Genomic DNA, 25,190 nt, shown 5'->3' with positions numbered 1-25,190 from the left:
TCATACGCACCGAGTTAGATTCGGCTGCTTCTTTCTCATTTGTTCCTATTACCCGTTATAGGGAAAGTTATACACAGCTTCAAGATCAGCTCCAAAGTAAAGTCGGCTGCCTAGCAAAGCTCGATTTCTTAGTATAACGGCTTCGCACTCTCGACGCAAAATTTTGAACAAAAAAAGGGGACCGCCGCGCTACGTAGCGCCTGCGGTCCAAAATATATAGTTCTAAGGGGGTTGTATTTATATAATAAACAGCAAAGCTTAAGACAAGCTGAAAAACAGATTTCAGTTGTGTTACAATAAGTTGCCACATGTTGTAACGAATGAATAGGTGAAGGAGAACGGAACGTTTTGGAACAAAAAACTTCGATTTATGAAACGATAGAACTTTGTTTACTTGCCGGTAAAATCATGCTGCAAAGCGGAGCAGAGACTTATCGGGTTGAAGATACAATGGTACGGATTGCGACAGCTTTTGGATTAACCGAAAGTCATAGTTATGTCACGCCTACAGCGCTTATTTTTTCGACAAGCGGAGAACAACCGGCAAAACTTATTCGTATCGAAAATCGAACGACCGATCTGCACAAGATCGCGGAAGTGAACGCGATCTCTCGACGGATTGCGCTTGGTGAATTATCCGCACATGAAGCAAAAGCTTTATTACTGCAAAGCGAATCTGCTTCTTTTGATTACAATTTACCGATGCAGATTTTTGCCGCGGCTTTGGCAAGTGCTTGCTTCCTCATTATGTTCGGTGGAAGTTGGCCGGATTTCTTAGCGGCTTTTTTAGCAGGTGGAGCAGGCTTTGCCGCTTCAGTCTGGCTGCATCGTATTGTACAAGTTAAATTTTTCGCTGAGTTTTCGGCGGCACTGCTTGTCGGCCTATTGGCTTTATTATTTATATGGGCAGGATTCGGTTATGAATTCGACCGGATTGCGGTCGGCTCGGTGATGCCACTGGTACCGGGATTGTTGATTACGAACGCGATTCGCGATTTGATGGCAGGTCATCTTGTATCGGGCATTTCCAAAGGCGCAGATGCGTGCTTAACCGCTTTTGCGATCGGCGCCGGAATCGCTGTTGCTTTACTCTTTTTCCATTAGGAGGATTTATAAGATGTGGGCTCATTTTTTGACGAGTTTTTTCGGCGCCGCTGCGTTCGTCATTTTATTTAACGCACCGAAAAAATCGCTGTTTCATTGCGGGCTGGTCGGGATGCTGGGATGGGTATTATATGTTTATGTGCGTGATGACATTGGCGAAGCTCCAGCAACACTTGCCGCTTCGCTACTGGTCGGCATTTTGTGCCAACTGTTCGCCAAATTTTACCGAACTCCTGTCATTATTTTCAGCGTGGCTGGGATCATTCCTCTCGTGCCCGGCGGTATGGCGTATAATGCGATGCGCCGCTTTGTAGAAAACCGCTACGACGAAGCGCTTCAAATCGGTGCTCAGACGCTGATGATTGCAGGAGCAATCGCAGCAGGTCTAGTCTTATCTGAAGTATTGAATCAAATGCTACGCAGACGACCAAAAAGTATCGTGTAAACAAAATTGCGTCAATATAAAAAGCCGGAGTCGCTTCACGTCGAAGCGACTCCGGCTTTTGGATTTAAACTCTTATGCTAAGCCTTTACTTTACGTCTTTACTCTAAGCTTCTTTACGCACCAGCATCCCAATTAGATCAGGCAGCCAATCTTCGAGAGAACGGAAAGTAAATCCTGCCGCTTCGGCTTTAGACGTATCCATTGCCCAATCACCCGGAATTCCAAATGGAGAACTTTCTCCCTCCGGCCCTTCCGGCAGTACAATTACCGAACCTCCGCTTTGCTTCTCGATCTCCGCCAACAACTCGCGCAGCTTCGGCTTACCTTGCGATGCCGCGTTGAAAGCTCCGGTAACGCCGCTCTCGCCTAACCATTTTAGAAAATCTGCCGCTTCTTCTTCATGGACAAAGCAAATCTGCGCGTCGGTATTCGGCATCACGAATGAAGTCCCGCTTTGAATCCGATCCACATGGAAATGTAGACGCTTGGTGTAATCGTTAGGGCCCAGCACAATCGGGAAACGAGCCGCAGATACCGAGAACGGCGCTTCTTGGAAAAAGACGGCTTCCGCTTGTGCTTTACCTTCTCCGTAAGCCACTTTCCCTACCGGGCTTGGCGGTACAGATAAAGTTGTCGTATCGACTAAAGATTCCGCCATATCAAAAGCCCAATCGCTATATACCGACAGACTGGAAGTTAGGACATAATGGCCGATCTTCCCGGAAAATACCCGTATTGCCGCTCTTGCTTCGTCCGCATTGTAACAAATATTATCGAACACCACATCGAAGCTGCGGCCTTCAAGTGCTGCCGCCAAAGCTGACTCGTCGGTACGATCTACTTGGATACGCTGAACTTGATCGCCGAATGAATCTTCTGTGGTTCCGCGCGTCGCAATCGTCACCTGATGCCCGGCTTGCAGCAGCTTATGTACTAAAATTTTACCGAAAAATCGAGTTCCGCCTAACACAAGCATTTGTTTACTCATCGGATTCATTCTCCTTTTCTTATCTATAGATTAAACTTAACGGGTTACGCTTTTTTGCCCACCCAAAATATCATTCACTTCCGCAAGCGTCGGTAATCCTTCCCAATCGCCTTTGAACTGAGTTGCCATCGATCCCAGCAGATTGGCGCGGCGCAAAGCTTCATGCAGATGTGCTTCATCCAACCCGCCTTCAATTTGCTCTCGATAATCCAGCAGTACCGATAACAATCCTGAAGCGAAAGCATCTCCGGCTCCCACCGTATCAATCAAGCGATCCACAGCAAAAGGTTCTGCGCGTACGAAACCTTTTTGCGTAAACCCGATCGACCCTTCCGCACCAAGTTTCATCGCGACAAGTTTAGGGCCCATATCCAGAAAAGCTTCGCCGTAGGCTTCGATCTCCATTTCACCAAGTAAAAACTCGGCTTCTTCATCGCCCGGCATAAAAATATCACATAATGGAATCAATGATAGCAATGTTTCGCGCGCCAGCTCCTCACTCCATAATTTGCGTCTTAAATTCGGATCGAAAGAGACCGTTAGCCCTTGCTTCCGCGCAAGTTCCATCAGCTTGCGCGTAGCCGCAGCAGTCTGCTCACCCAGCGCTGGTGTAATGCCGGTCACGTGAAGATGACTTGCGCCCTCAAGCCATGAAACATCGATCATCTCTGGCGTAAGACGGCTTGCCGCTGATCCTTTGCGATAATAATAGACGGCTGGATCGCCGTAACGTTTGAAATCTTTGAAATATACAGCGGTCGGCGCTTCTGCATCTCGCACCGCATAAGACGTATCTACGCCTTGACCAGACAATGTAGTCAACACCAGATCTCCGAATGGATCATGACCGAGACGACCGATCCAACGGGTCGACTTCTCTAGCCGACTCAATCCGATCGCGACATTGGATTCCGCACCTGCTAGTGATTTGGTAAATAAAGGCTCGTATTGCAAAGCTCCTTGATTGTACGATTGAAACAAAATCATACTTTCCCCGAGTGTAACGACATCTACCTGATTATTTCGCATAGTGGGTTGTTCTCCTCTGAATACGTTATCATCAAACTTCTTTCAGTGTACGCGCTAACTCTTCTGCGGACAAGTATTGCATGCATCTTTCTCTTACGCAATCAGGGCTGGTATACTTAAAGAATCGCTCAAGAAAAGAGGGTTAGTATGGCATTTGGAATCCGTAGACAAGAACTTTCAGCATGGAAAAAATCAGTCGAACGCGGCGAGATTGCTTTTCTTACTCATTTTTGGCTAGACCCCAGATTTCCGGGCATTACTTCGGTAACGAAAGTCGGTTGCTCCGATTTGAATCAGTTAACGACCTGGTGTATCGACAATGGGCTACCTCCTCAATATATTCATAAGCGCGACCGCTATCCGCATTTCGATCTGATGGGAACCAAACAAGCCGAAATTTTACGAAAAGAAGGATTGTGGGATCAATTGCATCGATTTGTCGAGCGTGATTTGAAGTAAGCATTATGGTCTTTTTAGGATTGCAATAAGTTTATAGGCATTCGGTATTGGACGTCTTGATCACCATTGGATACAGTTAGACCCATCTTCATATCAAGTGAATCGGTATACAAAAAGGATGGGTTGACATGTTTTCTTCGTTTGGATCAATTCTTGTACAAGTGTTCGTTCCTCTGGCTTTGCCTGTCATTGCGGGCATGTTACTCAAAAAATTCAAAAAGCTCGATACCCAGCCTTTATCCGTATTGGCACTGTATCTGCTTAGCCCGTCGATTATTTTTACGACGCTGCTTAACGCCGATGTTTCGTCAGAAGATCTGAAAATCACTGTTGCCTTCAGTTTGATCAATCTTATTGCGATGTGGGGCATTTCGGTATTGCTCGGTCGCCTACTCCGCTTAGGAGATGCCGAAAAATCAGGATTGACCTTGGTCGCTTCATTTACGAACTGTGTGAATTACGGGTTGCCGCTTGTACTGCTTGCTTTTGGACAAGTCGGATTGGATAAAGCCGCAATCTATGTCGTGCTTCAAATTCTGATCGTAAATACAATCGGTGTCTTTTTCGCAGCACGATCGCACTTTTCAATTAAAAAAGCAGGCTTGGCTGTGTTGAAATTGCCTGCTTTGTACGTGGCTGCACTTGCTGGATTACTCCGCTTGGGAGATATTCATTTGACAGAATCTTTGTCGACTGGCGTAAACTTACTGGCAAATGCTTATTCGCCTGTTGTTCTCGTTATTCTTGGCGCTCAGATGATTAGCCAAAACAGCGGTTCATGGGAACCTCGACTACAACGTGCGTTTCAAGCCGGTCTAGCGCTTCGATTATTGATTGCTCCTCTGCTGAGCGCGCTTATCTTGATCCTACTTGGAGCAGATCGCACTTTGCTTGGTGTATTGCTGATTTTGGCTTCTATGCCCACTGCGGTGAATGCGGTCATCTTGGCTGAACAGTTCGGAGCTTCGCCTAAATTTGTTTCTCGCTGCATCGTATGGACGACACTGGCATCCTTTATCGTGCTGCCTGTTCTGCTTTTACTGACCGGTATGAATTTGTAAAACGCAAAAACACCCTCGAAGAGAGTTGGAAGTTCGAAACGTCCATTCGCTCTATAGAGAGTGTTTTTGCTTGGTTGCACACAAGTTACCGATCGACTCACAAAGGTAACTGCGCTTGATTTTCTTTTGAAAAAGGAATATCGATATGGAATGAGCTGCCTTCGCCTTTGCGGCTGTCTACCGAAATGCTACCACCCATCAAAGTCACTAATTCTTCGCAAATCTTCAAGCCTAGTCCGCTGCCGCCATATACTCGGGCATGAGAAGCTTCTGTCTGGCTGAATGCTTTGAACAATTTATCCATATGTTCTTCTGGAATTCCAATCCCTGTATCCCGAACCGTAAACCGCATATAAATGAATGGGCTTGATTCCGCGCGTTTGGATTCTTCCGCCGTCAACGTAATACTGCCCGTCGTCGTAAATTTAAGCGCATTGCCGATAAGGTTATCCAATACTTGACGCAACCGATGCGGGTCGCCGTACAATCGTTGATGATGAATCCCTTCTACGTTTAGAATAAGCGGCAATCCTTTTTCTTCGGCGCGTAATCGATGGGTTTTGACGATTGAATCCAAAACATGCTTCGGATTAAACTCGATACGCTCCAGTTTCATGCGTCCGTCTGTAGCGCCAGCTAGATCCAGCACATCGTTAGCGATATTAAGCAGGGTATCCCCGCTGCCTTTAGCAAGTTCCAGATATTCGCGGACGTCTTCCGGCAGTGTCTCGTCCATCAATACAATATCGATTAACCCCAACATGCCGTTCATATTATTACGCAGTTCATGATTGAGCTTGCCCATAAACTCCATCAATGCCCGACTTTGTCCGTGTGCCGAACGTGCAGCATGCGTCGCTTCTTCTTCAAGAAGTTTGCGATCCGTCACATCATATTGTAAACCGACGAACAATACGCAGCGTCCTTCTTTGTCGAAGATCGGATCGATATTCAATTCATTCCAAAATGTGCTTCCGTCGCGGCGATAATTCAAGATTTCGGTACGTACAGGCATACATTTCGACAACGCGTGACGAATTTCGCGAGCGGTCTCGCTGCGCGTATCCGCACCTTGCAAAAAGCGGCAATTGCGACCGATTACTTCTTCTTTGGAGTATCCGGTGAGCTGTACAAAATAATCATTAACGAAAATGAGAGGTTGCTTAGGATCTGTCGCGTCCGTAATCGTAACCGATGAACGCAGTTCCGAAATAATATGCGGCCAATCCGGTTGCGAAGATGGCAGATCATTCATATTTCTATTCCTCCTTTGTCTTTTGTTATTCTTTCATTATATAAAAATCTGTCGTTAAAAAAACGGTTTTTCCGTATAACGGAAAAACCGCAAATTTTCTGGACCAGACATTCATTTAGATGTAGTAAGGACGTACGCATACCGGTTTGGATACGCTGACCGAATTGCCTGTCGAAGTCAGACGACCTGTTTCTTGATCCACATTAAATACGACAATGTTATTTGCATCGCGGTTTGCAACCAGTGCGTGTTTGCCGCTTGGCGTCAATGCGAAATGACGGGGATGTCCGCCTTCTGTCGATACATGTTCAACCAAAGTCAGCTTTTCCGAAGCTTCGTCGAATGCGTAGACCACGATACTATCATGTCCGCGGTTGCCGCCGTATACAAAGCGTCCGTCTGCCGATACCGTAATCTCGGAGCAGCCGTTTTCGCCTGTATAATCAGACGGAAGCGTAGGTACAACTTCGATTTCGCTGAGCGAACCTGTCGCTGCATCATAACGGTACGAAGCGATCGTCGAATTTAATTCGTTAATAACGAAAGCAAAATTACCGCTTGTATGGAAGACCAAATGACGAGGACCTGCGCCTTTCGCCGCTTTGGTATCGCCATGCGGTACGAGTTTGCCTGCTTCTTGATCGATTGAATACGTACGAATCAGATCCAGACCGAGATCTTGAGCAAGCAAGAACTTTCCATCTGGGCTGAAGAACGTCGAGTGTACACGAGGCGTTGCACCATCGATCGACTCATGCGTTTGCACATCAAGCAATTCGCCCACATGACCGTTAGGCTTGAGCGACAGAAGCCCTGCCATACCCCCGTGGTAGCTGGTTACGACCAGAAAACGATTTTCTGCATCGCGTTGAATATGACAAGTCGTATTCGGCGTTGAGATTGTACGATTAAAGCGCGTTAATGTGCCTTCATCGGAAAAATGAATCATCATGACTTCACCAGCTTTACCGCTGTCTGTCTCTGTTTCTCCAATCGCATAAATATGCCGATTTTCAACATCAACATTCAAAAATGTCGGGTTTTTCAAATCGGAAGTTTGATCCAACAATTGAAGTTTGCCTTCTTGTTCATCAAACTCATACGTGTATACACCGCTTGTATTCGCTTCGGCATAAGAACCGACGAAAACGAACATTTTTTGATCTTGTGTCATCTATATTCCTCCCGATTTTCAGTAACGACCATCCGCAGTAAAACAACGCTGTAAACCGCGCGTTATGAACTGCAATTTATGATCTCAGCGCTGGCTGACAGCTCGGTTAACCGAGCGATATGGATCAATTATAACGCAAAACATCGTAAATCCCAAGCTGAAGAGTCTGGATAACGAGGATCAAAACGATTCACCGTGCATTTCTTTTCTATAAAGAAGCAAACCAAGAAGGCTGCTCTTCACGAAAATCATGATGATCTTGCGCTAATCGATCAATAGACTTCAATACCCTATTTAATTGTGGAGACTGATTTGCCACAACTTCCGCTAGTAAAGAAATCGCTGCGGAAGCCGCGTATAGACGATAGAGTCCCCAAAATTCGGCGCATGGCGCTTGCCCGCCATGATAGCCTAGGATTTGTCCGGTACAAAATAACGAACTTAGCTCTCGACTATATAGACCCAATTTGGCAAATTCGTATAACGGATCGCCCCAATCGAAATGTCCAAACCCAACAACACCTGTCAATCGGCTATGATGCACAATCAAATTTGCCGGTCGGAAGTTTCCATGCAAAAAGACCGAAGGACGTTCTTCCACCAAATTTTGTGTGGCTTCAATCATTTCGATAGCAGCTGCTACGCCTTTCGAGGAAACTGCGTGCTTGGTGACAAGCTCTAGTTGTTGCTTGATCTTTTTCCGATAACGATCTGCCCACGGCTCTATCCCTTCCGGTGCGGGATATGCGCTAATCCGACTTAGTTCTTCACCCGCTTGCATCCCGATTCGAAGTTGCTGCGGTTTGGGTACAGTGGATAAGATCTGACCTGCATCAATACCGTCTATATAAGAAACCAGCAAAAAATAAACGTTTTTTGTTTCCCAACGTCCCATCGCAATCGGGCGGGAACAATGCACAGTCATCGATTGCATACGGTGCAGAGCTTCAAATTCGAAACGTTTGAATGAGAGCTCGGATTCATCAAATAAACGCAATAGATACGCTCCGTCATATCCATAAAAATGAACTTTATATTTTAAATCAGCGGACGTGCCGGCTAGGATCGGATAAGCTTCGATAATTTTGCCTAACGGAGCAATCTCACGACCTATCAATTCCGGTACGTATCCACGTATACCTTGTTGTAAATGATCGATAGCTTTCGCTCTGTTTCCATCGTTCAACTTATCCTCGCTCCTTTCCGTTTGACATTCCGAATACATAGATTGTGCTTGATTATACGCGTAAAATAAGTTTTTTTGAAGGCAATTCGAGGAAAAGCAATCGACATTTATCTATATTTTTCGCAAAATACCCGATTATTCATCAAAATAAGCTACTTATACTTATATTATATCTTGAATTTATCACTTTTTTTCGACTTTTAATCGGTTTCTTCGCGTTTGTTGAAAAGTTAGCAAAATAAAACGAGAGACAAGCCGTGGTCGGCTCGTCTCTCGTTGTTTCCCATCATATCGGCTTTGCTTGCTAGCGTCAACCCTTATAGCCGAATTTATATTTTTTCCGTTACGCCGACTTTCCGATATAGTTCGTCAAGATGCGACAAAGCCCATTCGTCTTCCGGCGCATCTTCCAGTCGAAAATTCAGTTCGTCATGGAAATCCTGGATCATAAATTCTTCCGGTGCACTACCCAGTACTTCATCAAAATCGTATTCAGGCAAAAGAATTTCGCCTTTCACCGCGCCTTGCAACCAAGCCATCCAATCTTGCAAAGTTAATGTCCCGCGTGCCCATAGATCGAATTGCAGGCTCAGAACATCTTGCATACGATCATATTCGCTCGCTTCGCTATATCGACGGCTTAATGCTACCGCCAGATCGAATAATTCTTGATAAGCTTCCGCTTCTTCGGTTGAAAGTTCGCGATCCAGTCTTTGCATATAATCTTCGACTGCAATCGTAGATCCATCGTCGAACAGCAAAGGCGTATTGGATAATACCCAAAGTACGTGCTCCACATGTTCTTCTGGAATTTCACCGCGATCTACTGCCTCTACCCATTGTTGCTTATTCATCTGTAATTCCTCCGTTCACCTCTATTTAAAGATTGAGGTTGATCTCTGATTCTTTATACAGGTAAATCGTATTAAACACAACCTCAATCGCCACGAGCGGTCATGTACAGTCGGTACCAATCTTCCCGGCTCATCTGCTCCGCTTGTTGCTCGGCATCCCGGCAAGCTTCGATACGCTCTGGATTCATGGTGCCAATGACAGGCTGGATCTTTGCAGGATGCTTCATTAGCCATCCAAGCGCAATCGCTTCTCTAGTCGTTTGGCGTTCCTCAGCCATCGTTGCGACTAATTTTGCTGTTTTGCGAACCGCTTCCGATTCTCCGCTCACATCGCGCCCTGTGAATTTACCTTGAGCAAGAGGGCCCCAAGCTTGAAGCTGTACATTTTCCGAGCGGGAATACTCCATAAGACCGTCCGAGAAATGAATATTAGCTCCGCGAGTTTGATTGACGCGTACCGTTTCTTCAACAAAGTCCAATCGACCTAATCCCATCTCCAATTGATTCACGATCAATTGATCGGTCAACGCTTGTTCGATAAAACGTATTTGAGCAACGCTCATATTGGACACGCCGAAATACCGGACTTTACCCGACGCTTTAAGCTTAGCGAAAGCTTCGGCGATTTCTTCCGGTTCCATCAATGGATCAGGACGATGCAGCAATAGCACATCCAAATAATCGGTACCTAACCGTTGCAACGATCCGTCGACAGACTCCAAAATATGATCTCGCGAAAAATCGAATAATGAAGGCAGTCCATATCCTTCCAAACCAATCCCGCATTTGGATTGAAGTACAATCTCGCTTCGCAAACTCGGTTTATTTTGAAGGATACGCCCGAATGCTTCTTCAGACTTTCCGCGCGTATAAATGTCGGCATGGTCGAACATATTGATTCCGATCGACAATGCGGCATCTACAGCTTGTTCCGACAGCTTCACGCGTTCGTCGGTGAGCGTCGAACGATCCCAATCTCCACCAAAAGGCATACATCCGAGTACCAAGCGACTTGCTGGAATTCCATGAGTATTCAAAGGTATATTTTTCATCCTATAGTCCTCCTCAGGCTTCACGTGTCTGTTCTAGTAATCGTTTGACGATTCCGATAATCGTTCCCGGCTTGTCCACTTGCACATGATGACCGCTTCCGCCAGCTTCAATCAAGCGTCCGGCTTCCGACAAATGCTGCATTTTGACCGCTGTATCGTACAACGTACGCTCCACTTGCTGACGCAGCGTGGCTTTGCGGTTGTTACCCGGCAGATAGACCCCGGCTTTGACAACAGCTAGAGGCAAGCGAGCGAACCTCGATCTCGGCACACTGCCGGTCTCGCCAACAAAACAATCATATTCGCTTTCGGCGGCTTCCATACTGCTTTCGCTAAATACACGTTCCCACATTGCATGTTGAGAAGCTTCCGGAAGCTTCGATACGAACTTGCCAAACCCCGGAATCCAGTGCCGCTTGGCAAGCCAAGGCAATAGGCCGATTCGAGCGGCGTATTTCGCCAATCTGTACCACCGGACACTCCACTTTTGCTTTTTGATATACGGAATCGGGAATGCTCCTCGAATTTCGTCTTCATGCGAGGCATCGATCAATAGAAGCGCCGCCACATCTTCAGGGTAACGTTCCGCATACAACCGAGCATAAAATCCACCCAAAGAATGACCGACTAATATAAAAGGACGCACAATGTTCAACGCTTCGATCACCCGATGCAAATCTTCGACGCAACGATCGCTGGTCCGGGGCAATTCTCCGGGATCACTAAAACCATAACCGGCTCGGTCATAAGTCAGGGTCTGCGTGATTTCGGCAAGTTCCGGATAGACCAACGACCATACTTCCGAGGACACCCCACAACCGTGCTCGAATACAACAGGTGGATATTCTGAATTTCGTATTCCCGCCAACGTTACGTGAAGACCTTGAATATGATACGTTTTGGGAAAAAGTGAACGGGGTTCGGACGCAGAGTTCATAGCTTCTTCCTCCAGCGGACGAAAACGATCTATAGTCGCTTCCGCTTCGATTAATGCTTTCATTATACTACTTCCTTTTCCAAAGAACGAATCCGCATGTTTGATACAAATTTCGTCTTTTTATATAAATTGGATAAACTTTTTTTCTTTTTCCAGCGTCGAAGCTCCCCTATTGCGTCTAAATGTAAGAAAGAAAAGTTTTTTCATCTATCATTCAGGAGGTTGTCATGACACATCGTTACTCCAATATGTCGCGTGAAGCGGCAATTAAAAATAAACAAAATAAGCAGCAAGCGAAACGGATCAAGACTCTGGCAAAACGCGTAGGCGTGACTTTGAGTGTTCCGATCTTGATTTTTCCTATGACCTTTACATCAGCTTACGCTTCCAACGCAACACCGAAGCCGACTTCCTACATAAATCAACAACAAACTGTGCTTCAAATTCCGGCTCCTTTTTTCAAAAGTGTTCCTACGACCAACGAGCGCGGTTCACTTGGTGTGAGCTACTATGGCGAAGCCAAATCGATCTTGCCGAACGCGGTCTTGTCTGGCGAAATGCTTGAAAGCCAAACGCCTTTTGGAGAAAAAGTCTATGTCCCGATCTGGTATACCGAAGACCAAGCGCGTAGTGCGAAGTCTATTCAACCGACCATTCTTCAACTGAAACCGGAAGCTACGTTATCTCTTTTTCCCGATAGTCAGCAATCATGGTCTGCCGATTATGCGTCAGACGGCGTCGTTGCCACGATGAGTTACAAAGACTGGTATGGTGTAGCGCTCTCCGCCGATCCCGGTTATGCCAATGGTTCGGTTGTGCGTCCAGCTTTGTTATGGGTGAAAAAAGAGCAGATCCAAAGCACACAAAAACCGATCACCGGCTTGATGGCATCCGATTCGACTGTACCGACTTCGATGATTCGAAGCGTAACCGAAACTTCGCTGCCTATCGGCACCACGCAAGATCAAGCGCTGAATTTACTAGGTGAACCGTATTCGCGGACACCTCTTTCGCATCAAGACTATCGCAACCTATCCGATCAAGCTCAGCGCGGAGAACAGTGGAGATACGAACGCAGCGATGCCCAGTTCACACTTTCTTTCGGAGCAGACGGAAAGTTACTGAGCTGGAATTGGATTTTGCCAACGTCCGAAGCCGCTCAAGCGGGCGTCAATTCGGATCAACCTCCATATACGTTCCATTATGATTTTCGGACTTTGCCTCCTGTTCCTTCGTTGTCGGCACCTGAAGACTGGTCGGCGCAATCGAATATGGATGCCCAATATTTATTGGCAGCTTCCGAGAATATATTGGTCGTGCAACAACATGAACAAGTCATTGGCGACGATTCGTCGACAAATGGGATCTATGCACTAAATAAAGAAACCGGTAAGCGGTTATGGAGTTCCGATATCAAGCAAGGTTCGATACAAGCGACTTTGAGTCAAGATCAAGAATCGGTACTGATTTTGCTAACCGACGATTCTGTAGATCAACCCAAGTCCAAACTGCAAAGTATCCGTCTTCGTGACGGTGCTGTACGTTGGAGCCGTGATCTGGAGCCCGGTTCAGCAAACCGTAATACTCAAGTTTTCGCGGTCGAACGTTCCGCGGTTATCGCAGAGCAGCCGACGCCTGAGAGCAAAGGAATACTGAATGTGTTATCGCCGTACTCCGGTGAAGTGCGCTGGAGCAAAAGTTTTGCCGATCCTTATACGGTGCTCAACCGAGGATCAGATGATCCTTATGTATTGGTGCAACAAGGCGGCTGGATTCAAGCTTTAGATTCTTTGACGGGTCAGGCGGTATGGAGTCTAAAATCAGAGCTAGAGACTGCAATGAATAATCCGTCTTCGAAAAATCTTTTTGATGGACAACTGCAACGTGCTCTTGATGCTCATTCTGATATTCGCTGGGTCACACTGGGAAATGATTGGGTTCGACTAAACGCATCCAACGGTGAAATTACGGGACGTTACCCTATCCAGCAAAATGAACGAATCGATATGCCGGGCGGCGATTATTTGCTGATTCGCCGAGCGCTCGATTCATCGACGTTCAATACCGGATCGTTGTTTGAGACTATTCTTTACGATGTGAAGCAAGAAAAAGAACTGTGGCGTATTCCGGGCTGGGTCGATCGACCTCTTCTCGACAATGACCGACTTTATGTTCTGTGGAATGGAATTCCGACTGCTTTATCGATCGAAGAAGGTCAACCACTCTGGAAAACCCAAACAACCGGGTTCGCTTTAAGTGATCTACAAGGCACCGTAGACGCTGGAAGTTTCCTGCATGTGGATAATCTTTTACTCCTCCCGTATGGTGACGATGTTCTGGCTTTCGATGATCAAAATGGTAAACTTCTTCGCCGGATCGATGGAGTGACGATGGGGTATAACGATGATTTTACGTCTTTGTCACGAAGCGGCGTACTGAATAGCGACGACAAAACAATCTTTATCGGTTCGGCTAACGGAAGCTTTTTGGCTATTTCTGTCGAAGCTTTAAAACAAAAGCTTTCCAAAGAACTGTCGACGTCCAATTGACCTTAAAAAAAGATGAATTTCGGAGATAAAATTTAATCCGGGATTCATCTTTTTTTCCACTATAGGCGTATAATAGAAACAAGCACGACCGCACCTCACCCCAAATTTCGAGGAGGGACCGTTATGACAAGCACACCGAATTATTCTTTGTGGATGACCGATTTTTTACTCAGTCCAGATCCCGTCAAAGAGCAACGCATCCGAGAAGTCGAACGGGAGGACAATCCAGAGTTGATGAATAGTATTCGTTTCCATCTGGCTTTACACGATCAGGTTTATTTGCTTCGCAGAAGAAGCCGTCGCCGAATCGGTTAAATACACATCCAGCTTGTCCATAAGGACGAGCTTTTTTTATGAATACACAAAATTGAACTCGGTCACGAAATAGCCTAAATGATGCCTGATTTTTTTGCGATCTTGCAAATTTTTAGCGTATACTGGATAGCGGTACTCAATTTCGAGGAGGAACAACGTCGATGAATACGAAAAGAAATCAATTAATCGCGATCGTAGGAGGAAGCGTTGCGGTCGTTGCGATTATAGCGCTCGTGATTTTCCTGGTCTATGCTCGTTCAACTCCGCAAAATAACCCGTTCAATCTGCAAATGGGCCAGAAGTTAAATGCAGATCAGACGGCTGTTACAGACAATGGAACTTCATTTAGCCGCACCAAACCCATCTATGTCATTGCCGATTATCCAGAAGAAGGCATTACACGCGACCATATCGCGATCTTATCGGTCATCTCTGAAAGTAGCGGCAAAGTCGTACAAAAACTGGAAGTGAATGAAGATGATTCGACCAAGCAAATCCGTATGGATTTGGATAACGCCAACTGGGAACCGGGTATTTATGAATTCACGCTCGCCCGCAGCGGCACGATGGTTGGATCGATTAACTTTTCTTTGCACGAATAATAGAATAGAGATACATTGTCCACCTCAGGTGGAGTCTTTTTCATCCTTCTTCAAACGCATCCCTTTCCGGTATGCGTTTTTTTGTAGTACAATAACCCCCGAGACGATTGCCTAAGGAGGAACATGTTTATCTTATGAATAACTATCAGACTTATTTCCAGCAACATCGTGATCAACACCTCAACGAATTAAAAGAATGGCTGGCGATTCCGAGTATTTCCGCTTTGTCCGCGCACAAAGAAGATGTACGCCGTGCTGCTGAATGGCTCAAAACGGCTTTGGAAAATGTGGGTCTTGAACATGTAACGCTGAATGAAACAGCAGGTCATCCGATTTTGACAGCAGACCATTTGCACGCAGAAGGCGCGCCAACACTGCTGATCTACGGTCATTACGACGTGCAACCGGTTGATCCGCTGAATCTGTGGGATACCCCTCCATTTGAACCTAATGAGCGCGACGGCAAATTGTACGCCCGCGGAGCGACTGACGATAAAGGTCAAGTGTTCCTGCATGTCAAAGCGATCGAAGCGATTCTGGCTCAAGAAGGCAAACTTCCGGTCAATGTTAAGCTGTGTATCGAAGGCGAAGAAGAGGTATCCAGCCCTAATCTGGTCGAGTTTTTGGATACAAACGCCAAAGAACTTGCCGCAGATGCGGTCTTGATCTCCGACACGTCGCTGCTTGAACGTGGCAAACCTGCAATCAGTACAGGGCTGCGTGGATTATGCTCGCTGGAAGTTTCGCTGAACACCGCAAATACCGATCTGCACTCCGGCTCATTCGGCGGTGGCGTTCCAAATGCGCTGCACGGCATGATCAGCTTGCTGAACTCGCTTCATGACGAGCAAACCGGCCGCGTCAATGTCGAAGGATTTTATGATGACGTACTGCCTTTGACCGAAGAAATGCGCGGCGAGTTAGTCAAAATGCAGTACGACGAAGAAAAGCTACGCAACGATCTCGGTCTTGAAGCTTTATTCGGCGAAGAAGGCTATTCGTTCTTGGAACGTACCGGCGTCCGTCCAACGTTGGAACTCAACGGCGTGTACGGTGGTTTCCAAGGGGAAGGCACGAAAACGGTTATTCCTAAAGAAGCTCATGCCAAAATCACTTGCCGCTTGGTTGCGAATCAAGATCCAGAAGACATTTTGGAGAAAATTCAACGCCATCTGCATGCTCATACGCCTATCGGTGCGAAGTTGTCTCTGGTACCGGGCGAAAAAGCATTCGCGTTCAATATCGATCCTTCGCATCCGTTTTTGCAAAAAGCGGCAGATGCTTACGAAGCGGTCTACGGCACGCGCGCGCTGTTCACGAAAGACGGCGGATCGATTCCGATCATCGAAGCGTTCTCTCGCGTACTGGAAGCTCCAGTCGTGCTGATGGGCTTCGGTCTTCCTGACGAAAATCTGCATGCTCCTAACGAACATTTCAATTTGGAAAACTTCGATAAAGGGCTTTTGACGCTTGTTCAATATTTGAAGAGTGTGTGAAGTGTGTGAGGAGAAGCGAAAAGGCTACGAAAGAAATTCGTTTCGGTCGCTTGTTGAAATCGGGAAAACGATTAAATTTTTATTGGAATTTTCCCGATCTCAAAGGCGAACACTATCGTTCCTACACTGAATTTCATTCTCCGCCTTTTCGCTTCTAGGTAGGTTAGAGTGTTAGTTAAATTTAAAAAAACCGTTCCTCATAGAGCAACGGTTTTTTTATACATATAGAATTGTTACAAATATTCTATCACTCGAAATAATACATAAATCCAATCGCGCCGGGTCCGGTATGGGTGCTAATGATCGGGGTGGTGTAATCGATCTCGATCTGTGAGTAGCCGGTAAGTTCGGCGATTTTTTCTTTTAGGCTTTCGGCTAATTTATAACCTTCGGCATGGGCAATGCCTACGCCTTTGATGGTGCGGCCTTTGACGTCTTCCGCAAATTGGCGCGCAAGATGCTTGACGACTTGAGCATGGCTGCGGACATTCATCGAGGGCGTGTAGACGCCTTCGTTCAGCATGCCGATCGGCTTGATATGCAGAAGCGATCCGATCAGTGCTTTACCGCGACCGATTCGTCCGCCTTTCACCAGATTTTCGAGTGTATCGACTACGACATATAGCCGCGTGCCTTCCCGAATTTCGTCCAAGCGTTTTAAAATCTCTTCCGTACTTTTTTCTTCTTGCACCATACGCGCCGCTTCGATAACTTGGAAGCCAAGCGCTCTAGAAATATATTGAGAATCCACGACGGTCACTTTTGTATCGGTCATCTCCGCTGCCATTGCTGCTGAACGTACCGTACCGCTCATCCCGCCCGTCATATGAATCGAAAGCACTTCATATCCTTCCGCTCCCAGACGATCATACAACTCAACGAAAGTCCCTGTCGCGGGCTGCGAACTTTTTGGCAGTTCTTTGGCATGGATCATTTTTTGGATAAAAGTCTCAGGTGTAATATCGACACGATCTGTATATGACTCCCCATCGATGTTAAAAGAAAGCGGCACCATCTCTACGCCGTACTCAGCCAGTACCTCCGGGCTCAAATCGATCGTTGAATCTGTTACGATTTTAATCTTACGCATAAATCACACTCCTGTACGCGATCAGCTGTTATCCGCCGCCGCTACTTATTGCATCGGAAGGTGTTCGTCTTAGCTGTCTCAATCAGTATACAGGCAGAATTAGCGATGTACAAATACCGTACAATTCTGTAAGATTTTATTTAAATTTTTACATATCGTCTGCTATAGGCGCAACATGTTTTCCCGCATAATACGGATGCCCCGGATCAACATCCAGAACCAAACGGTGCGGACCGGCAAGTGCGTACTGATGCTCACAATGCCAGCGAAGTTCTTCCGAAGGGCCGAATGTTTCTCCGTCTTGAATCACATCGCCCCGGTCGAACATATAGTAGGCAAGACTCGTTAAATATTGCGCCACATCGCCGGGTTCCAGGTCGAAATAATGGCATTGCGCATCAGGAATACCCAGTGCCGTTAATCCAACCGTATCCATCAACATTTCTTCTTGCTCATGATCGTTTCCTTGCACATTGAAAAAGCGAACATTCATCGCTCCGTACAGACTTGCGCCCGCTTCAATCGCTGTCAAATAATCACCGGGCTCCAGTAATTTATCGCTTTCTCGAAAATAGATTGCATCACAAGGCGTCGTCTCCAAGATGGCACGGAGCGCCCCTGTAATCAAACGCAGACGTTCTTTCGGTTCCAGACCGGAAGCCATCATGTCGGTTAAAAATAATGAATATTGGCATTCTTCCACAACCGCTTCTGCATCTGCCCAGTGCCAAGCTTGTTGAACCGCAGTCTCATATTCCGAAGCCGGACGGCTTGGCGCTGGCATCAACGACGTTTGCGCAGGCATCTCTCCGTCTGCAAAATTCACCAAATAATTCAGATGGAAAAAATGCAGCAGATCGCTTTCGGATTCCAGAGAAGGCTCCCAAGTTGATTGATGATATGGCTGCTTTTGTTCTTCGGGTTGCTGGACTTCTCCGGTATACAAATTCATTTTTTCTAGCAATCGTTTACGCGCAAAGCTCGGTTTTTGTTTGTATTTCAGCTCAATCGTATACACACGGGCAAAACCAAAATCTTGGTCAGCCGCAAGCATTTCTTGGGTTTGTTGATCTAGCTCTAATTCTTCATTTTCATGCGTCATACGGATATTCCTCCTTCGAGTTTTGATCAACTGGAATAGAACGTGCAATATGTCCGATCAAAATTTCCTTTGAGCAAATCTTCTTTACGAATAAAGTAATGGAGCACTCCCGCATCTCCCCATAGGAAGCCCACTTCTTGATTGGAATCAATCTCGGCAAGCATGACCATATCTGCGATTTCTTGCTTTGCTTTTGCCTGATCGCCGCCCAAAGCTTTTGCCAAGTTTTGTACCGCTTCATCCAAATCATAAGTTCTTTTGGCGCCGAATAGCTCAAGCGCAGCTTGATATTCATCATCTCCATGCTGCCCTTCCGCATAGCCGAACATTTTAACGATAGGAGACGGATGTTCTTGTTCCAACGCAAAATTCAGATCTTCATATTCTTCCCAGCCGAATTCGTCCCCTTCGATCAATTCTTCGTCTACATAGCCATAGCCCGGTAAATCGATCGTAGCATGCGTTTCTAGCCGATAAGGACGAAATGGTTCTTCGTCTTCTTCGTGTACCGTAGGTGCGGGCGCACTACGCCGAGAAGCAGTCTGCATCTCTTCAGGTGTCGCATAAAATACGCGATGTTCGACTTTCATCTCATAATATCCTGTGAAAAAGAATAAATGCCCGGTGCTTGGTACTCGATATTCGGGATCAAGAGGGTAGACTTGCGAAAGATCCAATTGAAGAACGAACGTCATCGGCGTACCTTCAGCATCTAGCGGCCATGTTATAGATTCAGGCAGATCAGGCTCACCGGCTACCCGTGAATTTCCGATCTTTTCATAATTTTCTGGCTCCGTTGCCTTGAACACAACAGATTGTTTGGCGGTATTCAATAAATAGTCTTGAGCATGAGTGAATTGATGTTCTTCAATCTTCTTCAATAAATAATTTTTATTTTTTTCGGTTAAGCTCACTACGATCCCTTCCTTTACATCAAATTTTCGAAGGTCTAACTTTCCTATTCAGTATAAACGATACAAGGGATCTTTTTCTAATAGGCTCGCTTTGCTGAATATGTCGACGCCTTGCATTGCAAGTTTTTGCTAAACGGGTAGAATAAAGAAGCTATGGGTAAAAAGGAGGTTCGCAATTGGAAGGGTTTAGGCGTATGATCGCCAGTATCGCCGGCTGGCCGCGTAACGTAAAATTGTTTTTCGTCGCAAACTTGTTGTATCAAATTGGTGGCGGCATGTTCTCTGTCCTATACAATCTGTATATCCAAGGAATCGGCTATAACGATGCAATGAACGGTAGAGTGGTCAGTATTCAATCGCTTGCTACCGCCTGCATTTTTATCCCGATCGGATTGTTTGGCGACAGACTTAGCCGCAAAGCCTTACTGGTTATCGGGGCATTATGCAGCGGATTGATTTTTGCTTTTCGTGCTTTTGCCGAATCAGAGCCTTTGCTGCTGGTTTTGGCTATCTGTTCAGGGATATTCGCGGCATTTTTTCAAGTGCTTGCGATTCCGTTTCTTGCTGAAAGTGTCAAAAAGTCGCAAAGATTGGCTTTATTCAGCGCCTACTCTTCACTGATGCTCGCTGCGCAAGTATTGGGAAGTATGGGTGGCGGCGTGCTTGCCGATACGTTGCAACACGCTGGAATCGAACGTGTGCTTAGCTTACGCTTTACGTTATTTGTTGGAGGCATTGCCACGCTTGCCGCTTTCGTACCGATGTTATTTATCCGCGAAAATCGGAAACTGTCGGAAGCACCGAAAACGTCTCCGATTTCTTCTAGCGAAAAGAATATTGACGCTGCCAAAGAACCAAATCAAGCGACTGGCACCTCAAAAGGTACTAAAGATCAAACCGGTTCGTTTATGTTCTGGTTAGTGTTTACTCAGCTTCTGATCGGATTGGGTTCAGGTCTGGTCGTGCCTTATCTGAATTTGTATTTCACCAATCGATTCGGCGTATCGATCTCTTTGATGAGTTTGCTGATTTCACTTGGACAAGTGATGACGATCGTCTCCATGCTAATTGGTCCTTCGTTATCGAAACGCTTCGGCCCTGTACGAGCCGTTGTTATTTTCCAACTGCTATCGCTACCGTTCTTGCTAACTACCGGATTTACCAATGTCGCTTTGGTCGCTTCAATTGCATTCTTGTTCCGCCAAGCGCTGATGAACGCCGCTAATCCGATCCAATCCGCAGTCATGGTGGATCGGATTCCCGATCATAAACGCAGTGTTGCTAACTCGTTAACACAGACGGCTTTTATGCTGGGTTGGGCAAGTATGGGACCCGTACAATCGTATTTAGTCACGACGTACGGCAATTATTGGGGTTACGCGATTACGTTCAGTATTACCGGCGTGCTCTATGTCGTAGCAGCTTCGCTGTATTACTTCAAATTCCGCGATCGTAAACCGCCTAAGTTACAACCTGCTTAATGCAGTAAAGTACGCAAAAAAAGGATCAAGCCGATAACTACCGGCTTGATCCTTTTTGATAAGATCTCATCTCAGATTAAATGGTTGATTAAGCTTCTACCAGAACTGGCTTCTCGTACGCGTTTTCCAGCTTGCGCTGACGACGCAGAACCGCTTCAGGAGGTGTAACTGCTGGAGCATCCGGGTGCAACAGCCACGATTTAACGAAGTGCGTATCCGAAACTTTGAACATCGGAGGTTCTTTTTCGAAATCGATCTTCATTGCATAATGACTACGCAAAGCAAACGCATCGCCTACAGGCGGGTGCAGCAGATCCGGAGGTGTTCCCGGAATAGCGGTCAGCTTTTCTTCGCCATTGCTATCGAGTGCCGGCATCGAAGAAAGCAGACCCCATGTATAAGGATGGCGTGGATCGTAGAAGATCTCGGCAGCCGTGCCCATTTCCACGATTTGGCCTGCGTACATAACCGCTACGCGATCCGCCATTTTAGCTACAACGCCAAGGTCGTGGGTAATGAAGATAATCGCTGTACCGATCTTCGCTTGAAGTTCTTTCATCAACTCAAGAATCTGAGCTTGAATGGTAACGTCAAGAGCCGTTGTCGGTTCATCGGCAATCAGCAGTTTTGGATTTGCAGCCAAAGCCATTGCGATGACGACGCGCTGACGCATACCGCCGGAAAATTCATGCGGATATTGATCGAAACGCTTCTCAAAGTTCGGAATGCCTACAAGTTTCAGCAATTCCAAGCCGCGTTTGCGAGCGTCGCTTCCCGAAATTTTTTCATGCGTGAACAATACTTCGGTGATCTGCTTGCCGACTTTCATCGTCGGGTTCAGCGAAGTCATCGGATCTTGGAAAATCATGCCGATTTCTTTGCCGCGCATCTTTTGCATTTGATTTTGCGACTTTTTGATCAAATCTTGACCTTCGAACAAAATCTGTCCGCGTTTGTACTGACCTTGCGGCTCGGGGATAAGCTTCATGATCGCTTGTGACGTTACGCTTTTGCCAGAACCGGATTCTCCTACAATCGCAAGAGTTTCACCCTTATCCAAATGGAAGTTAACGCCACGGATCGCTTGAACTTCACCGGCGCGGGTTCTGAATGAAATCGCCAAATCTTTGACTTCGAGAAGTCTCTCCATTATATCCACTCCCTATAAAGCCCGTTCGCAGACGAACGGGCCGATTGTCGCTTTTCGCATATCGTTCTCGCGAGTGATTTCCACCTGCAAATTCCCGCTTTTCCGAACGTTTTGATATGATTCAGGAGAACATTATTTTACGAAACCGTATGTAATATTGTAACTGCTTGTCTATCTGGCAGTCAAGCAGACATTAAATGTTAGGTATATGTTTTCACACGATCGGATACAATGTTGTATGATGAAAAAACAAAGGAGGCTGCATGGATGACTCATAAACAAGCAAACCTAGAACAAGTGCGTCAATTTTTGCCCGAATGGCTAGAAGAAAGCCGAAAAGAAGCCGCCTCCGGCGAAGTCGCTTCTTACATTCCTGAACTGTCAAAAGCTTCGCATACCGCTTTAGGCATTCATTTGCTTGATAAGGATGGAGATTTCGTTTCCTCCGGCGATTGTGGCATGCCTTTTACGCTGCAAAGTATTTCGAAAGTCTTTACCTTGATCTTGGCGCTAATGGACAATGGCGAAGAATCGGTATTCGAGCGCGTAGGCATGGAGCCGACAGGTGACAACTTTAACTCGATGCTTAAGCTTGAATTGGTTCGCCCCGGTATTCCGTTCAACCCGCTGATCAATGCAGGTGCAATTACGATATCTTCGATGATCAAAGGTTCTTCGGCTGAAGAGAAATCAGCACGTATTCTGGACTTTTTCCGCCGCCTATCCGGTGGAAGTCAGCTTACAGTGAATGAAGCCGTCTACCGCTCTGAACTTGAGACAGGCAACCTTAATCGCTCTATCGCCTATTTGCTGGTCGAAAACGGGGTGCTAAACGGTAGCGTCGAAGAAGTATTGTCGATCTATTTCCGTCATTGTTCGATTGAAGCGACTTGCAGCGATTTAGCGCGTATGGCGTTAGTGCTGGCAGGTGACGGCACCGATCCGATCAGCGGCGAAGAACTTATTCCTCGCCGCTATGTACAGATCGCCAAAACCTTTATGATTACGTGCGGCATGTACAACGCGTCTGGTGAATTTGCGATTAAAGCGGGACTGCCCGCAAAAAGCGGCGTGTCCGGCGGCATTTTAAGCTTCGTTCCCGGCGCACTCGGAATCGGCGTTATTGGTCCGGCTTTAAACGCGAAAGGCAACAGCAGCGCGGGCGTACATCTGATCGAACGTTTATCCCAACGTATGGACTGGAGTTTGTTCTAGACTAGAGTCTAAGCGAACATCGCGTACCGCTCGATTACAAGCTGCCATATAAGCTTCAGCCGCGGCGATCAAAATGTCGCGGTTCGTTGCTGTGCCGGTATAAAGCTTCTGATCCAAACGTACGGTCACGTTCGCTTCGCCTGCCGACGTCTCCCCCGAAGATACCGAATACAGTTCCAAATCGGCAAACTCGATCGGTTCTGGAATCGCTCGGCGAATCGCGTCAACAACCGCTTCGACCGGCCCTTCTCCGCTTCCTGTATAGATCTCTACTTTTCCTGTCCGATGATCTTGAATCTCACACGAAGCGACGCGGTGCATGGCATTGCCTGTCACGATCTGTACGTCATTCAGCGTATAAGGCTCCAAAGCGCGGTCTACCGCTTGCCCCGCCATCTGCATCAATTCATGGTCATGTACGGTTTTCTGAATATCGGCTTTTTCTTTAAACGTCGTATACAGCTGATCCAGTTGCTCGTTATCCAGCGTGACCCCAAATTCCGCAACCCTGTGCCGAAGCGCATGTCGCCCGGAATGTTTGCCCAATACGATCATGCTGCGAGGAATTCCAAGACGTTCAGGGTCCATAATTTCATACGTATTTCGATTTTTGAGCAACCCGTCTTGGTGAATACCGGCTTCATGCTGAAATGCGTTACGACCGATAATCGGTTTGTTAAAAGCAATCGGCGACCGTGTCATTCGACTTACCATCTGCGAAGTCGCGTAAATCTCTTCGTGGCGAATATTCGTGGTGATGCCAAAATGCTCGGAACGTGTTGCCAAAGCCATCGCCAATTCTTCGAGCGAACAGTTGCCGGCACGTTCACCGATTCCGTTTACCGTGACTTCGACATGTGTCACTCCAGCTTGAATCGCTGCCAGGCTATTGGCAACTGCCATCCCCAGATCATTATGGCAGTGCGCGCTAAATTCGACTTTGTCGCTACCCCGAACGCCTTTCATCACGCGAGTAAACATCGCCCCGTATTCTTCCGGTAAAGCAAATCCGACGGTGTCTGGAATATTCAGAATTGTTGCTCCTTCCTCAATGACAGCTTCCAACACTTCAAACAAAAATTCATCGCCTGTTCGAGTGGCATCCATAGGAGAAAACTCAACTTCGTTCACAAAACTTTTGGCGTACGAAACCATTCTTCTTGCCAGTTCCACCACTTCGGCGCGCGTTTTTTTCAGTTGAAAATCAAGATGGATATTCGACGAAGACAAAAACATATGCAGTCTACGGCGCTGTGCATCTTGAGTCGCACGAACCGCCGCGTCGATATCTTCTTTGACTGCACGGGCAAATCCGCAAATTTCGACGTGTTCGATTTCACGCGAAATCCGTTGTACCGCCTGAAAATCCCCAGGGCTGGAAATCGGGAATCCCGGCTCGATCGTATCGACGCCAAGTGCTGCAAGGCGATGCGCAAGCTTGATCTTCTGTTCGACATCCAGTGAAGCTCCTGGCGCTTGTTCGCCATCTCTCAGCGTCGTGTCAAAAATTTTAATTTGCCGCATTGTTTTTTCGTTCATCGTCTACCGCCTCCAAGTTTTTTTGATCGTGTTGCAGCTTTTCAAAATGAATATAAAAAAGCACATCGTCTCTGTAAAAAGAGACGACGTGCTCAAAACCCGCCGCGGTACCACTCTCATTGATTGATGTTATTCTCCGCTTACAAGATCACAACAATCCGCTTGATCCCAAGATAACGACTGGGAGACCGGT

Annotated in this window: 23 protein-coding genes; 10 read left to right on the top strand and 13 right to left on the bottom strand. The window is 46.6% G+C overall.

The window, feature by feature from the left end; genetic code table 11:
- Positions 1-348: 348 nt before the first annotated feature.
- Together NOM90_RS09575 and NOM90_RS09570 are read left to right on the top strand one after the other, a co-directional pair.
- The gene (locus NOM90_RS09575) at positions 349-1,104 is read left to right on the top strand and encodes a threonine/serine exporter family protein (RefSeq protein WP_255941575.1); all 756 of its coding nucleotides are present in this window, start codon (positions 349-351) and stop codon (positions 1,102-1,104) included.
- Between the two features lie 13 nt (positions 1,105-1,117).
- Positions 1,118-1,549 (top strand): threonine/serine exporter family protein, encoded by a 432-nt coding sequence (locus NOM90_RS09570; RefSeq protein WP_255941573.1) that lies wholly within the window; start codon positions 1,118-1,120, stop codon positions 1,547-1,549.
- Positions 1,550-1,652: 103 nt separating this feature from the next.
- Here NOM90_RS09570 and NOM90_RS09565 read toward each other — a convergent pair whose 3' ends face one another.
- On the bottom strand, positions 1,653-2,537 hold the full coding sequence (locus NOM90_RS09565) for an NAD-dependent epimerase/dehydratase family protein (RefSeq protein ID WP_255941571.1): 885 nt from the start codon (positions 2,535-2,537) through the stop codon (positions 1,653-1,655).
- A 36-nt stretch (positions 2,538-2,573) separates the two neighbouring features.
- Complete coding sequence (locus NOM90_RS09560) at positions 2,574-3,566, bottom strand: sugar kinase (RefSeq protein ID WP_255941569.1); 993 nt, start codon at positions 3,564-3,566, stop codon at positions 2,574-2,576.
- Between the two features lie 147 nt (positions 3,567-3,713).
- Here NOM90_RS09560 and NOM90_RS09555 point away from each other — a divergent pair, with 147 nt between their 5' ends.
- Both NOM90_RS09555 and NOM90_RS09550 read left to right on the top strand, forming a co-directional pair.
- On the top strand, positions 3,714-4,025 hold the full coding sequence (locus NOM90_RS09555; RefSeq protein ID WP_255941568.1) for a hypothetical protein: 312 nt from the start codon (positions 3,714-3,716) through the stop codon (positions 4,023-4,025).
- Positions 4,026-4,153: 128 nt separating this feature from the next.
- Positions 4,154-5,086, top strand: a complete 933-nt coding sequence (locus tag NOM90_RS09550; protein ID WP_255941567.1) for an AEC family transporter — start codon at positions 4,154-4,156, stop codon at positions 5,084-5,086.
- Between the two features lie 97 nt (positions 5,087-5,183).
- Here the strand turns inward: NOM90_RS09550 and NOM90_RS09545 are convergent, their stop codons facing one another.
- The 6 genes from NOM90_RS09545 to NOM90_RS09520 all read right to left on the bottom strand — a co-directional run bounded on the left by NOM90_RS09545 (position 5,184) and on the right by NOM90_RS09520 (position 11,607).
- Positions 5,184-6,341, bottom strand: a complete 1,158-nt coding sequence (locus NOM90_RS09545) for a sensor histidine kinase (protein ID WP_255941566.1) — start codon at positions 6,339-6,341, stop codon at positions 5,184-5,186.
- 115 nt (positions 6,342-6,456) lie between these two features.
- On the bottom strand, positions 6,457-7,515 hold the full coding sequence (locus NOM90_RS09540) for a lactonase family protein (protein ID WP_255941565.1): 1,059 nt from the start codon (positions 7,513-7,515) through the stop codon (positions 6,457-6,459).
- A 208-nt stretch (positions 7,516-7,723) separates the two neighbouring features.
- Positions 7,724-8,701 carry a phosphotransferase family protein gene (locus tag NOM90_RS09535; RefSeq protein ID WP_255941564.1) on the bottom strand — a complete coding sequence of 326 codons (978 nt, stop codon included), beginning with the start codon at positions 8,699-8,701 and terminating at the stop codon, positions 7,724-7,726.
- A 329-nt stretch (positions 8,702-9,030) separates the two neighbouring features.
- Positions 9,031-9,555 carry a hypothetical protein gene (locus tag NOM90_RS09530; protein ID WP_255941563.1) on the bottom strand — a complete coding sequence of 175 codons (525 nt, stop codon included), beginning with the start codon at positions 9,553-9,555 and terminating at the stop codon, positions 9,031-9,033.
- 83 nt (positions 9,556-9,638) lie between these two features.
- Positions 9,639-10,607, bottom strand: a complete 969-nt coding sequence (locus tag NOM90_RS09525) for an aldo/keto reductase (RefSeq protein WP_255941562.1) — start codon at positions 10,605-10,607, stop codon at positions 9,639-9,641.
- A gap of 13 nt (positions 10,608-10,620) precedes the next feature.
- On the bottom strand, positions 10,621-11,607 hold the full coding sequence (locus NOM90_RS09520; RefSeq protein WP_255941559.1) for an alpha/beta hydrolase: 987 nt from the start codon (positions 11,605-11,607) through the stop codon (positions 10,621-10,623).
- Between the two features lie 164 nt (positions 11,608-11,771).
- On the opposite strand from NOM90_RS09520, the gene NOM90_RS09515 reads away from it, so the two are divergent.
- The 4 genes from NOM90_RS09515 to NOM90_RS09500 all read left to right on the top strand — a co-directional run bounded on the left by NOM90_RS09515 (position 11,772) and on the right by NOM90_RS09500 (position 16,506).
- A complete protein-coding gene (locus NOM90_RS09515; RefSeq protein ID WP_255941558.1) occupies positions 11,772-14,093 on the top strand; it encodes an outer membrane protein assembly factor BamB family protein in 2,322 nt (773 codons plus the stop codon).
- A gap of 123 nt (positions 14,094-14,216) precedes the next feature.
- A complete protein-coding gene (locus NOM90_RS09510) occupies positions 14,217-14,408 on the top strand; it encodes a hypothetical protein (protein WP_255941557.1) in 192 nt (63 codons plus the stop codon).
- 161 nt (positions 14,409-14,569) lie between these two features.
- Positions 14,570-15,010: a hypothetical protein gene (locus tag NOM90_RS09505; protein WP_255941556.1), complete on the top strand. Its 441-nt coding sequence runs from the start codon at positions 14,570-14,572 to the stop codon at positions 15,008-15,010.
- A 134-nt stretch (positions 15,011-15,144) separates the two neighbouring features.
- On the top strand, positions 15,145-16,506 hold the full coding sequence (locus NOM90_RS09500; RefSeq protein ID WP_255941555.1) for a dipeptidase: 1,362 nt from the start codon (positions 15,145-15,147) through the stop codon (positions 16,504-16,506).
- A gap of 247 nt (positions 16,507-16,753) precedes the next feature.
- Here the strand turns inward: NOM90_RS09500 and NOM90_RS09495 are convergent, their stop codons facing one another.
- The 3 genes from NOM90_RS09495 to NOM90_RS09485 form a co-directional block, all read right to left on the bottom strand.
- On the bottom strand, positions 16,754-17,596 hold the full coding sequence (locus tag NOM90_RS09495; RefSeq protein ID WP_255941554.1) for a DegV family protein: 843 nt from the start codon (positions 17,594-17,596) through the stop codon (positions 16,754-16,756).
- Between the two features lie 148 nt (positions 17,597-17,744).
- Positions 17,745-18,698: a DUF4261 domain-containing protein gene (locus tag NOM90_RS09490; RefSeq protein WP_255941553.1), complete on the bottom strand. Its 954-nt coding sequence runs from the start codon at positions 18,696-18,698 to the stop codon at positions 17,745-17,747.
- 26 nt (positions 18,699-18,724) lie between these two features.
- Positions 18,725-19,612 (bottom strand): YwqG family protein, encoded by an 888-nt coding sequence (locus NOM90_RS09485; RefSeq protein ID WP_255941552.1) that lies wholly within the window; start codon positions 19,610-19,612, stop codon positions 18,725-18,727.
- Positions 19,613-19,788: 176 nt separating this feature from the next.
- Between NOM90_RS09485 and NOM90_RS09480 the strand changes: the two genes are divergently transcribed.
- Positions 19,789-21,093 (top strand): MFS transporter, encoded by a 1,305-nt coding sequence (locus NOM90_RS09480; protein ID WP_370866585.1) that lies wholly within the window; start codon positions 19,789-19,791, stop codon positions 21,091-21,093.
- A gap of 88 nt (positions 21,094-21,181) precedes the next feature.
- Here NOM90_RS09480 and NOM90_RS09475 read toward each other — a convergent pair whose 3' ends face one another.
- Positions 21,182-22,243 carry an ABC transporter ATP-binding protein gene (locus NOM90_RS09475; protein ID WP_305120955.1) on the bottom strand — a complete coding sequence of 354 codons (1,062 nt, stop codon included), beginning with the start codon at positions 22,241-22,243 and terminating at the stop codon, positions 21,182-21,184.
- Between the two features lie 267 nt (positions 22,244-22,510).
- Between NOM90_RS09475 and glsA the strand changes: the two genes are divergently transcribed.
- A complete protein-coding gene (glsA, locus tag NOM90_RS09470) occupies positions 22,511-23,458 on the top strand; it encodes a glutaminase A (protein ID WP_255941550.1) in 948 nt (315 codons plus the stop codon).
- Here glsA and NOM90_RS09465 read toward each other — a convergent pair.
- The gene (locus tag NOM90_RS09465; protein WP_255941877.1) at positions 23,426-24,982 is read right to left on the bottom strand and encodes a 2-isopropylmalate synthase; all 1,557 of its coding nucleotides are present in this window, start codon (positions 24,980-24,982) and stop codon (positions 23,426-23,428) included. The two genes, glsA and NOM90_RS09465, sit on opposite strands and share 33 nt — an antisense overlap.
- Between the last annotated feature and the right edge of the window lie 208 nt (positions 24,983-25,190).

The organism is Saccharibacillus sp. JS10, assembly GCF_024436065.1.
Taxonomy (GTDB): domain Bacteria; phylum Bacillota; class Bacilli; order Paenibacillales; family Paenibacillaceae; genus Saccharibacillus.
This window is presented reverse-complemented; position numbering and strand designations above follow the sequence as displayed.